General features: G+C 61.0%; 14 protein-coding genes and 2 riboswitches. Of the genes, 6 read left to right on the top strand and 8 right to left on the bottom strand.

What is annotated here, in order from left to right; translation table 11 throughout:
* Nucleotides 1–2: 2 nt before the first annotated feature.
* The 8 genes from ATN38_RS15690 to ATN38_RS33400 form a co-directional block, all read right to left on the bottom strand.
* Entirely contained in the window at nucleotides 3–1,640 is a 1,638-nt protein-coding gene (locus ATN38_RS15690) for an ABC transporter substrate-binding protein (protein WP_003944291.1), read from the bottom strand.
* A 139-nt stretch (nucleotides 1,641–1,779) separates the two neighbouring features.
* Nucleotides 1,780–1,869, bottom strand: coding sequence for a putative leader peptide (locus tag ATN38_RS33405; RefSeq protein WP_310504006.1), 90 nt, complete (start codon nucleotides 1,867–1,869; stop codon nucleotides 1,780–1,782).
* A gap of 8 nt (nucleotides 1,870–1,877) precedes the next feature.
* A riboswitch (SAM riboswitch) is annotated at nucleotides 1,878–1,972 on the bottom strand.
* Between the two features lie 17 nt (nucleotides 1,973–1,989).
* On the bottom strand, nucleotides 1,990–2,580 hold the full coding sequence (locus ATN38_RS15685; RefSeq protein WP_218748227.1) for a GNAT family N-acetyltransferase: 591 nt from the start codon (nucleotides 2,578–2,580) through the stop codon (nucleotides 1,990–1,992).
* An 8-nt stretch (nucleotides 2,581–2,588) separates the two neighbouring features.
* Nucleotides 2,589–3,698 (bottom strand): FAD-dependent oxidoreductase, encoded by a 1,110-nt coding sequence (locus ATN38_RS15680; protein WP_064443279.1) that lies wholly within the window; start codon nucleotides 3,696–3,698, stop codon nucleotides 2,589–2,591.
* A 10-nt stretch (nucleotides 3,699–3,708) separates the two neighbouring features.
* Nucleotides 3,709–4,680 carry an ABC transporter substrate-binding protein gene (locus tag ATN38_RS15675; protein WP_007726832.1) on the bottom strand — a complete coding sequence of 324 codons (972 nt, stop codon included), beginning with the start codon at nucleotides 4,678–4,680 and terminating at the stop codon, nucleotides 3,709–3,711.
* Nucleotides 4,681–4,714: 34 nt separating this feature from the next.
* Nucleotides 4,715–5,500, bottom strand: a complete 786-nt coding sequence (locus tag ATN38_RS15670) for an amino acid ABC transporter ATP-binding protein (RefSeq protein ID WP_003944418.1) — start codon at nucleotides 5,498–5,500, stop codon at nucleotides 4,715–4,717.
* Complete coding sequence (locus ATN38_RS15665) at nucleotides 5,497–6,471, bottom strand: amino acid ABC transporter permease (RefSeq protein ID WP_003944440.1); 975 nt, start codon at nucleotides 6,469–6,471, stop codon at nucleotides 5,497–5,499. The genes ATN38_RS15670 and ATN38_RS15665 overlap by 4 nt, the downstream gene beginning before the upstream one ends.
* Nucleotides 6,472–6,581: 110 nt before the next feature.
* The gene (locus ATN38_RS33400; protein WP_350318888.1) at nucleotides 6,582–6,659 is read right to left on the bottom strand and encodes a putative leader peptide; all 78 of its coding nucleotides are present in this window, start codon (nucleotides 6,657–6,659) and stop codon (nucleotides 6,582–6,584) included.
* Between the two features lie 7 nt (nucleotides 6,660–6,666).
* A riboswitch (SAM riboswitch) is annotated at nucleotides 6,667–6,761 on the bottom strand.
* 199 nt (nucleotides 6,762–6,960) lie between these two features.
* Between ATN38_RS33400 and ATN38_RS15660 the strand changes: the two genes are divergently transcribed.
* The 6 genes from ATN38_RS15660 to ATN38_RS15635 all read left to right on the top strand — a co-directional run bounded on the left by ATN38_RS15660 (nucleotide 6,961) and on the right by ATN38_RS15635 (nucleotide 11,324).
* The gene (locus ATN38_RS15660) at nucleotides 6,961–7,728 is read left to right on the top strand and encodes a sulfite exporter TauE/SafE family protein (RefSeq protein WP_003944404.1); all 768 of its coding nucleotides are present in this window, start codon (nucleotides 6,961–6,963) and stop codon (nucleotides 7,726–7,728) included.
* Nucleotides 7,729–7,765: 37 nt separating this feature from the next.
* A complete protein-coding gene (locus ATN38_RS15655) occupies nucleotides 7,766–8,581 on the top strand; it encodes an HAD-IIA family hydrolase (RefSeq protein ID WP_003944345.1) in 816 nt (271 codons plus the stop codon).
* Between the two features lie 290 nt (nucleotides 8,582–8,871).
* Entirely contained in the window at nucleotides 8,872–9,450 is a 579-nt protein-coding gene (locus tag ATN38_RS15650; protein ID WP_007726829.1) for an alternate-type signal peptide domain-containing protein, read from the top strand.
* A gap of 7 nt (nucleotides 9,451–9,457) precedes the next feature.
* A complete protein-coding gene (locus tag ATN38_RS15645) occupies nucleotides 9,458–10,045 on the top strand; it encodes a hypothetical protein (RefSeq protein ID WP_144245898.1) in 588 nt (195 codons plus the stop codon).
* Nucleotides 10,046–10,057: 12 nt separating this feature from the next.
* A complete protein-coding gene (locus tag ATN38_RS15640; RefSeq protein ID WP_007726828.1) occupies nucleotides 10,058–10,738 on the top strand; it encodes a signal peptidase I in 681 nt (226 codons plus the stop codon).
* Nucleotides 10,725–11,324, top strand: coding sequence for a hypothetical protein (locus tag ATN38_RS15635; RefSeq protein ID WP_149357767.1), 600 nt, complete (start codon nucleotides 10,725–10,727; stop codon nucleotides 11,322–11,324). Before ATN38_RS15640 ends, ATN38_RS15635 begins: the two co-directional genes overlap by 14 nt.
* Nucleotides 11,325–11,330 lie beyond the last annotated feature (6 nt).

The following is an 11,330-nucleotide window of genomic DNA, read 5'->3' as shown; positions in this document are numbered from 1 at the left end:
GATTACTTACCCGACAACCATGCGTCGTAGAACTGCAGGCGTGAGGAGGCTTCGAAGTTCAGGTCCTGCACACTCGACCCGGCGCCGATGGCCTGCGAGAGCTCGATGGTCGGGATGGAGAGTCCACGGTCGAGGATCAATTCCTGTGCAGTGGATACCAGTTCGCCGCGTTGGCCGTTGTCCGTGGCTGCAAGCTGGTCTGTGAGTACCTTGTCGAGCTCCGGATCTGCGCCGCGACGGTTCAGGTTGCGGCCCTCGGTGCTGAACGATGCCCGCAGGATGTCGGCGTCCGCGCGAGTGCTGTTGTAATACAGCGAATCGTAATCACCCGATACTCCCTTCTCGGTCCATTCACCGTTCGAGACCAGGTTGAGCTGCAGGTCGACGCCGACCTTCTTGAGCTGCTGCTGTACGAGCTCGAGGATGGCCTGGTTACCCGAGAACACCGGACTGAAGGTGACGCTGAAAGTGAGCTTCTGCCCGTCCTTCTCGCGGATACCGTCGCTGCCGGTCTTCCAACCAGCCGCGTCGAGGAGTTTCGCCGACTTGTCGGCGTCGTACGTCACGACACTGGATTCGTCGCTGTAGAGCGGAGTGGTGTGAGCCAGCGGGCTCGTGGCCGGGAAGAACGACGGATCCAGAACGGTGTCGACGAGTTCTTGGCGGTTGATCGCGGGAATGATGGCCTGACGAACAGCCTGATCAGCGAGAACGCCGCGACTGACGTTGGGCTGGAAGAAGAAGCTCACACCCGGGTTCGGCCTTGTGAGGATTCGTCCACCCGCGCCCTCGATTTGCGGCGCATCCTGCGGAAGCGCATCGCTGACCGCATCGAGCTGGCCGGAGGCCACGCTGCCCGCCCGCACACCGGATTCGGGAACCACCGTGAAGTCGACGCCATCGAGGTACGCCTCGCCCTGATGCGCGACCGCATCCGAGGCCCAGTTGTATCCCGCACGCTTGGCGATCTTGACGCTCTTGTCCTGCTGCCAGTCGGTGTACACGAACGGTCCGGAGGCGATCACCGCTGCACCGGGGCAGCGCTGCTCGGATGCCAGCGCGGTGGTGGAATCGGCGAGGATTCCGAGCTGTGGCGTCGAAGTTGCTTGCAGGAACTGAACATTGGGTCCGGAGAAATTGATCTTCGCCGTGTGAGCATCTACGACGTCGGTACCGGTGTACGAGGACAGGTAACTCTTCGCCAACGACGCGTTCGGTCCCAGGTTCTTGACCGAGTCGAAGGTCTTCTTCACCGAATCCGCCGTCACCGGTGTGCCGTCACTGAAGGTGGCGTCGTCGCGAAGGACGAACGTGAAGCTAGCGGCGTCGGGGCTGATCTCCCAACTCTTGGCGAGCCACGGGGTGATCTCTCCGGTGTCGGGATTTTGATCGGTAAGCGAATCCACCACTGTCCGAGTGACATACACGGTCTGGTTACTGCCGGCCTGGGCCGGATCGGCGCACGTCGGCGCCTGCGACAGACCGTAGCGAAGGGTTCCGCCGGACTGGGCGGGGCCTGCGTCGGCAGCACTGTCACTCCCGCTGCTGCAGCCGGCGAGGACGGTGCCGAGAACCGAGACAGCACCGATACCGGCGATTACGGTCGCGCGTTTGCGGGCACCGAATGAGGGCGAAGACACCAAGAACTCCTAAAGAGGCATGCCGAAGAGCGCACCCGTCGCCTGAGACGAAAAAGGCGATCGAGCACGAATCACTTGTGAGAGAAGAGAAAACAGACTTGTCGACGACTCGCCTGAGTGTGAATGACTGACCGAGAGGTCAGTTGGTACAGAAAGATCCCGCGGTGCGGCACAGGTCTACGTGACGACGCGACCAGGCGGTATCGAAACCGCCTTCGACTGCCTTCATTTCGTGTTCCTCCATCGGTCCTGGCGGTAGCACCCGCACCCGATCACTCGGGGGGTTGCTGCGACTTCAATGAGCCAGGTCTCTCGGTCGCTCTGGATGGTCGTTCGCAAGTGTACGAGGTCAAACCCGGGTGTTGTCAACCCGGTCGGTAGGAATTGCTGCTCGAGTCACATTTTCGAGCACCCGAAGTTGTTTCTCGAACGGGTGGACGCCCACCTCTTCGGGCGAGAGTGAAGCGTCGTAAAGCGGTGTGTATCCACTGGACAGATACAGCGCGACGGCCTCCGGCTGCCGAGGACCCGTCGTGAGAAACACACGGTTGTATCCACGAAGTTCGATCTCTCGTTCCAACTCGCGAACGACGGCCTTGCCGAGGCCGCGCTTCCGATAGTCGACCGACGTCCAGATTCTCTTCAGTTCGGCAGTGGTGGAATCGAATTGACGAAACGGACCACCGGCGATCGGCAGACCGTCGTGGGTGAGCACCAGAAGCGCACCCTGCGGGTAGGCAAATTCTTCTGCCGGATACGTCGTGAGATCATCGAGCATCGCTTCGCGAGTCCCGCCGTAACGCGAACTGTATTCGAGTGCCAACTCCGCGATCAGTGGAGCTGCCAAGGGATCGTCCTGCGATACCGAATAGACCTCTACCGCTCCGACACCCTCGAGCTGTCGAGTTCCGAGCTCCAGTGCCACAACACTTTCCTCCATGAATCTGGTCAACGCTCCCCCAGCCTGAAAACTTCCGGAGCGAGGGTGGTTCCGTCGACGAGGTCCGCCACAAGTTCACCCAAGGCCGGACCGAACTTGAACCCGTGCCCCGAGAATCCCGCCGCCACCGTGACGGCGCCGACTCGGTCGATGACGAAGTTACTGTCCGGCGTGCTCGTGTACAGGCACGTGATCGACTCGACACGGGTGGAATCGACGCCGGGCAACCACGACTCGGCGTACTGGGCCAATCGCCGCTCTCCGTCGACGTCAGGGGTGTAGTCACGGGTCTGCGGAGTCACCACCGGCCCGGTCGCGTGTTCGCCGATCTTGATCCCGTCCTCCGAACCGAGCCCGTAGATCCCCGCGGTCTCCAATTCTGCGCCGGTGTGGTGAACGAAACTCGGCCACTCGACTCCGGGATCGAGCGGTGCGAAGTGTGCTGGTTGTTCCTGTGTCGTGCGCAGTGTCGGCAATACGATCTCGGAGCCGAGACCGCTGTCTGCGATCAGGTCCGCAGTCCACGCACCGGCCGCGATCACGACCTGACGAGCTGCGAGCGTTCCACTGTCCGTCACCACGTCCACGCCGTAGGACGCTCGCGCGAGTGCCAACACCCGAACATCGTGACGGACCTCGGCACCGGCAAACACCGCTCCCGCCTTCAGAGCGGTCACGGCGCGGTCCGCGTGCAACCGGCCTGCGTCGGGGTGATGGAGCACCGTGGTGTCGAATCGCAGCCCCGGCCAACGGGCGGACGCCTCGGCAGGAGTGAGGATCTCACCCTTGATGCCCGCCTCGCGAAGTATCTTCGCCTTGGACTGCACTGCCTGCGGCAGGCCGTGATCGACGGCACCGGTGAGTTCCAGGAACCCGATGTCCGTCGTGGTCTCCAACTCCCGCCACAGCGGCAGCGCGCCGGCCGCCAAACCTGTGTACAGGTGATTGTCGTACGCCTGCCGGTAGATACGCGAAGTACCGTGCGACGCACCGTGCTTGTGACTCGGCCCGAACTGTTCCAGCTGAACTACGCTACGTCCGCGTGCCGCGAGCCGCCATGCGGCGGAGGACCCGACGAGTCCTCCGCCGATGACGATCACATCGAGAATCTCACTCATGGACGAGAGCTCACTTGGTCTTCGGAAGGCCGGGCGGGTTGATCAGGGACGTGTCGACGGCTTCGCTGGTGATGTTCCAGCGCTCGAGGATCTGCTGGTACGTGCCGTTCTCGATCGTGTGGTTGATCGCGTCGTTGATCGCCTTGATCAGGCCGTTGTCCTTCTTCACCAGCACCGCGATCTGCCCCTGCAGGGTGTCGCCGGCCCCGGAGAACTCACCGACAACCTCGGTCTCCCCCGACTGCTTGGCGTGGAACTGCGACGACGGGTTCGGGCCGAAGTAGGCGTCGATCCGGCCGGACTGCAGCGGGAGGTAGTAGTCGGTGGTGTTCTGGTAGTAAGAGATGTCGGTAGGCGCCAGGCCGGCCGCGACGTTCTGCTCACTCCACTTGACCAGCAGCGCTTCCTGATTGGTGCCCGAGGAGACGGCGATCTTCTTGCCCGCGACGTCCTTGGGTTCCTTGATGGAGATTCCGGCACCCTTCTTGGCTTCGAAGGCGAGGGTGTCGAGACGGTAGGTCGCGAAGTCGTACTTCTCCTTACGCTCTTCTGTGACAGTCACATTGGAGAGGAAGGCGTCGGCCTCACCGGAGTCGATCCGGACGAAGTTCTGTGCCCAATCTGCTGTCTGCAGGTCGACCTTCAAGCCGAGAACGTCACCGATCAGATAGGCGAAGTCGGTCTCGGAACCGATGAGGGTGGTGTCGTCGTCGGCGTAGAAACGGAGCGGCGGAGCGGAACCGGCACTACCGGTGACGCGCAGCGTGCCACGATCGCGGATGTCCTGAGGTAGCTCGGCGGCGATGGAATCCACCTTGTCGGTGGTGATGCGGTTCTGATCGGCCGTGAGGTTGTAACCCGCAGCAGCGGTGACCTGGGCGCCGTCGGACTCGGCGTCCGCGCTGCTGCATGCAGCGCTGAGCAATCCGACGGTGGCAAGCGCCGAGATCAGAAAAGTCGCGCGACGGGATGTGGAGAACATCAATTTTTCCTTCCGGGAATGAGTCTGGGTCGCGTCAGAGGACGCGGGAGAGAAAGGCTTTGGTCCGTTCGTGGACCGGATTGTCGATCACCTGCGAAGGCGGGCCCTGTTCGACGATGACGCCGCCGTCCATGAAGACCGCAGTGTCCGCCACTTCCCGAGCAAATCCGACCTCGTGTGTGACGATCACCAAGGTGGCGCCGTCACGGGCCAGCTGAGCGAGGACTTCGAGAACCTCGCCCACCAGTTCCGGGTCGAGCGCCGACGTCGGCTCGTCGAAGAGAATGACCGCCGGCCGCAGTGCCAGCGCTCGCGCTATCGCGACGCGCTGTTGCTGGCCACCGGAGAGTTGGCGCGGATACTCGTCCGCCTTGTCGCCCACCCCCACTCGCTCGAGCAGCGCGCGGGCCTCGCGGTACACCTCGTCACGATCACGCTTCTGGGCCGAGAGCGGCGCTTCCACCACGTTTTCCAACGCGGTCAGGTGCGGAAACAGGTTGAAGTTCTGGAACACGAATCCGATGTGCGAACGCTGTTTCAGGATCTCGCGGTCACGCAGTTCGTGGAGTCGATTTCCCTTGCGCCGGTATCCGATCAGCTCTCCGTCGATCCGTACGGTTCCGCGGTCGACTTTTTCGAGGTGATTGAGGGTCCGCAGCAAGGTGGACTTACCGGAACCCGACGGACCGAGAATGACGGTCACTTCGCCCTTGCGAACCAGGAGATCAACGCCGGCAAGTACTTCCAAGGCACCGAAAGACTTGTGAATTCCGCGTGCTTCGACGGCGTACACCGTATCTTCGGCCAGTTCTGCGGTCATCGGGTCGCACCTCTCGGAATATCGAGACGCGCATCGCGAATCTCTTCGAACTTCTTGCGCGCCTTCTGTACCGGAGTCAACGGAAGAGCACGGGCGGATCCTCGTGCATAGTGGCGCTCCACGTAGTACTGACCGATCGAGAGCAACGTCGTGAGGATGATGTACCAGATCGTGGCGACCATCAGCAGGGGCACGACTCGTCCGTTGCGTCCGAAGATGACCTGCACCTGGTAGAACAGTTCGGCGATTGCCATGGTGGAGACGATCGACGTTCCCTTGAAGAGTCCGATGACCTCGTTGGCGGCGTTGGGGAGGATCGCCCGCATTGCCTGCGGGAGAACGATCTTGAAGAACTGGCGACTGCGCGGAATACCGAGCGAGTGAGCAGCTTCGATCTGACCGTGATCCACCGAGATGATTCCGGAGCGAATGATCTCGGCCGAGTATGCAGCCTGGTGCAGCGCCAAACCGATGACTGCTGCGGTGAATCCGCCGATCACACCGCTGACCTGGAAGGTGAAGAACTCGGGACCGAAAGGTATTCCGAGAGAAAGCGTCTGGTACAGGTATGTGATGTTGAACCAGAAGAGCAGCTGCACGATGAGTGGAATCGAGCGGAAGGCCCAGATGTAGGTCCAGGCGATCACCTGCAGGACCGGATTCTTCGACAACCGACCGAGCGCCAGGAAGACACCGAGACCGAAACCGAGGATCGTCCCCCACAAGGTCAGTTTGATCGTCATCCACAGCGCGGCGAGCACTGATTTCGCGGTGAAGTACTGCGCGAACGTCGGCCAGTCCCAGCCGGGGTTGACGACGAGCCCGTGGATGAACTGAGCAAGCAGGACCAGCACGACCGCACTGATCACCCAGCGCAGCGGGTGCCAGGTGCGAGCGACGACAAGCTCCGAGTCGGGAAGTTGCGACTCGGACACCGACTTTTCGGGGCGGACATCGGTGGGCGCGCTCACGGCGCGCTACCTGACGGAGTGGACATCACGAATAGACCTTTCGGGGAAATGGGAACGCAGCTGTGTCCTCGAGTTGGTGCGCTCGAGTTGCGAAGACGACGAGAGTTCGGTCAGCGACAGTGACACGAAGCGGTGCGGCACAGATCGATGTGACGTCGCTTGTGCGCAGCGTGCGAAGTGGTACCCATGTGATGCCTTCCATCGGTCCTGGCGGTAGCACCCGCTCCCGATCACTCGGGGGGTTGCTGCGACGTCGACGAGCCAGGTCTCTCGGTCGCTCTGGATGGTGAGCAAAGACTAGACGCGAAATGTCGAGTCGTCAAATGTTGTATTTCCCTGCACTGCAAGGGAAATGAAGGGTCCACGATGTTGAAATCGCATTGATTCCAACGGTGTCCGCAGCCGCGCTCGGCGTGTTCAATGGAGCGTTCGAATGAAGACCGGGACCGCCGTCCGGACTGACTTTTCCTCTGCCGTACCGTCTGCGGAGTGAGTGGACTCGACGCTTTCTTCATCTTGTTGGCCGGTATCGGCGCGGGCGCGATCAACGCCGTGGTCGGCAGTGGAACGCTGATCACGTTCCCGACGCTGGTCGCCTTCGGCATGCCGCCCGTGACCGCAACCATGTCCAACGCGGTCGGGCTCGTCGCCGGCGGAGTTTCGGGTACCTGGGGCTACCGACGTGAGCTGTCCGGACAGTGGGATCGACTGAAGTGGCAGATTCCGGCGTCACTCGCCGGGGCACTACTCGGTTCGTGGTTGCTCATGCATCTACCCGAGAAACTGTTCGAGACCATCGTTCCGGTGCTGCTGGTCCTCGCTCTCGCGCTCGTCCTCCTCCAACCACGCATCCAGGCGTGGGCCAAGAAGCGTTCCACCGAAGAAACGACGCTGTCCACCAAGAGGCTGATGCTCCTGACCGCCGGCACTTTTGCAGTCGGCATCTACGGCGGGTACTTCACTGCCGCGCAGGGCATCCTTCTCATCGGTGTGATGGGTGCCATCCTCCCGGAAACCCTCCAGCGCATGAACGGCGCGAAGAACCTGCTGTCGCTGCTCGTCAACATCGTTGCAGCAGGGATGTACATCACTCTGGCATTCGATCAGATCAATTGGGCAGCAGCCGGTTTGATCGCCGTCGGCTCACTCGGTGGTGGCGTTCTCGGTGCCCGCTACGGACGGCGCCTGTCCCCCACTGCACTGCGCTACACGATTGTCGTCGTCGGCCTGATCGGACTGTGGCGCCTTCTCGCTTGACCGCCCACATCGGGCGCCACCCGCACATACTGGAGTAATGACCAGTACAGAAGATCAGACCGGTTGGACCTACCTCATGGACATGGACGGGGTTCTCGTCCACGAGGAGCACTTGATACCTGGAGCGGACACGTTCCTGGCAGAGCTGGCGTCGAACGACATCCCGTACATGGTGCTCACCAACAACTCCATCCGCACCCCGCGTGACCTGCGAGCACGCCTGCTCAATTCGGGACTCGACATCCCGGAGAAGTCGATCTGGACGTCAGCGCTCGCAACCGCGACGTTCCTGGCCAACCAGCGGCCAGGCGGCAGCGCCTACGTGGTCGGCGAATCGGGCCTGACCACTGCCCTGCACGACATCGGTTACGTGCTGACGGACAGCGACCCCGACTACGTCGTACTCGGCGAGACGCGAACGTACTCCTTCGAGGCAATCACCACCGCCATTCGCCTGGTTGAGCGTGGATCACGGTTCATCGCCACCAACCCGGACGCCACTGGACCGTCGCGAGACGGCTCGCTGCCGGCCACCGGCTCGGTCGCGGCACTCATCACCAAGGCAACCGGACGCGATCCCTACTACGTCGGCAAGCCCAACGCCTTGATGATGCGCTCAGCCCTGCGGTCCATCGGCGCTCATTCCGCCAATACGTTGATGATCGGCGACCGCATGGACACCGACATCGTCTGTGGCCTCGAAGCCGGACTGCAGACGATTCTGGTGATGACCGGGATCTCGACCCGCGCGTCGGTAGAGCTCTATCCCTACCGCCCGACCATCGTCCTCGAGTCGGTCGCCGATCTTGTGGGAACAACAACCGATCCATTTCGTAGCAACACAAACAATTGATTCAAATTGCAAAACAAAACCGAAACTCGGTAATTAACTGGTAAAAAACAGCAGATTTGCCAGGTTCCGACTCGTCCGCTTTGTCCAACTGAACAAACCAACGGTTTTATTCGCACCAAACTTACAAACGAGTAGTTAGACGCAGGTCAAAGATCATTTCGACACCGAGTGACAGTTGGACTCCAGTCGTAAAATTGATTTTTCGAAAAGTGGTAACGAATCGTTTGCCGTGTCTGATACTCATGTCTGAATGGCCCCATTTCGGGCCCCAGACATGAAATGAGATTTTCATGAAGAAGCAGACCAAGGGTGCGATCGCTGCTGCGGCGGCCGGTGCCCTCCTCCTCGGCGGTGCCGGCTCGCTCGCAATGTGGAGTGACAGCGAAGTTGTCGGCGGCGGCGGCGCTGTCACAGCGGGCACGTTGCAGCTCGCTCCCTGCGCCCCGGTATCCGGAACTGGGTGGCAGTCCACGAACCCGACGGTGAAGCCGATTGCAGATATCACCGCATGGCGAATTGTGCCGACCGAAGTGCTCACCTTCGACTGCACAACGTCGATCACCGCAGATGGCGATCGCCTCGCCGCAACTATCGCAGCGGACACGAGCACCATCACAGCCGGCACGACGGCAGCTCCAGGAGCCACCGCGAATCAACTCAAAGACAACATCACGGCAACAACGGTGGTGACCGTAGGCGGCACCGTAGTCACGGCCGCATCCCCACTGACCGAAGCCGACAACGGCAAACCTGTGACGGTGAAGGTCACATTGACCTTCGCTGACGTTCAGCTTCTTGTGGCTCAGGGCGCGTCGGTCAACTTGTCGAACCTCGCCATCAAGCTGCAACAGCAAGCAATCCCGGCATAAACGATCCATGAAGGGGAGAGCTTGGGGAGCCCTTGCGGGCGCGTCGGTGATTGTGTTGATGTTCGCATCAGCGCAAGGCACCGGCGCGCTTTGGAAGTCTGCTGCCCCGATCAGCAACGACGTACTGACCGCCGGTGGTAGCACGTTTGCACTCAAGGTTGGTTCTACGGCTGCCAACGCCGCCAGTACCTACACCTGGAGCACGTTCGCGGGGACTGGGATGACGTCTACAACCGCCGTGCAGATGCCGCTGACCATCCTGAACCCGGCAACCAACGCTTCCGGTCTGAGATTCAGATTGGCTTCCGTGACTGCCACCAACACAAATCCTGTTCTCGACCTCAAGATATCGACCGTGTTGAGCACCACGGATTGCCCGAACAACGTATCAACAGGCTCACCCGTTGCCGGAACCTCTGTCTATTCGGGACCGGCAACAAGCGCCGTATATCCGGTGCCCGCGAACCCCGGAATCTCCTTGGCCAACGGCAGTTCCACGGTCTGGTGCATGCGCGCGTCGGTGAACATGACAGGAACCACAGCGGGCGGGGTGTCGACCAAGCTCGTTTTCACCTTCACAGCAGTTCAGGTGTAGGACTCGATCAAAATGACAGGCGACAAGCGAATGAACACGAAACACTCCCATCGACGTGAACGGACCGGCCCGTTGTGGTGGGTCAGCTCAGTTGTGACCTGGGTTTTACTGTTCGCTCTGTGCGCGGTCATCGTCGTCACGATCGTGATACCGATCGTGACTGGCTCACAACGTTTTACGATCCTCACGGGCTCGATGCGCCCTACCTACCAACCGGGCACACTCATCATTGTCAAACCTGTGGACGAGGGCGATCTGACCGTCGGCATGCCTATCACCTACCAACTCGAATCAGGCCAGCCGACTGTTGTCACACATCGAATCATTTCGATGAGCATCAACACCAAAGGCGAACGCACGTTCATCACGCAGGGCGACGCCAACAACACCCCCGACGAGAAGCCCGTACGCCCCGTACAGATTCGAGGCAAGGTGTGGTATTCCGTTCCCTACCTTGGACACGTCAACAGTTGGTTGACCGGCGACCAACGCAAGACCATTCTTACTGTTGCAGTCGGCACGCTGGGTGTTTACGCGCTGTACATGATCGCCAGCGGGACACGTGAAAGTATGCGCTCTCGCAACAAGAACCGGAGCGAGCCACAAGGATCCGCACCAGACGATTCAGCTGACACCGCAAATCCGGAAACAACCAGATCGACGAAAGATGGTGTGCACCATGGCGGGCAATGACAGCTCGTTGCGTCAGCGTTTTTCCGGAGCCCGAAGCACTCGTATTCGGGCGCTGCTCTCACTCGGTATGGTGCTCGGAGTCGGCACTTTGAGCACTATGGCGGCCTGGGGTGCAACAGCCACATCCACGTCAGGAGACTTCTCCGCGGGAACCGTCAACCTGGTCGCATCGAGCACTGGTGTGACCGAGGCAAAGAACATCACCATCGACCTGTCGTCGAGCGCCATGACATCCACAACCGCTGTGACACAGAGTCTGACCGTGAAGAACTCCGGGTCCTTCGGTGCCTCTCTCGCCATCACGGCCCAGTCTCCCGCATCGACTCCGCCGAGTTTCGCTGCGGCGCTGAAAATCTCGGTGTATCTGGATAGCACATCCTCTGGATCGGCGTGCTCCGGCACTGCGCAAAAGGCAGAGCTCGCGCTGGTCGGCGGTGGCAGTACAGCGGCGCTCCTCGCAAGCCCGATAACGCTGGCCGCTGGGGCCAGCAGGATTCTGTGCGTGAAAATGACTCTGGCCGCAGGTACTCCGGCAGGCGGAAACCTCCCCTATACGCAACTCAACATCGTGGGAACGGCGGTCTGAATCGAT

Source organism: Rhodococcus sp. FH8, assembly GCF_019266085.1.
GTDB lineage: Bacteria > Actinomycetota > Actinomycetes > Mycobacteriales > Mycobacteriaceae > Rhodococcus_F > Rhodococcus_F qingshengii.
The sequence above is the reverse complement of the archived record's forward strand: the minus strand, read 5'-3'. Positions and strand labels throughout refer to the sequence as shown.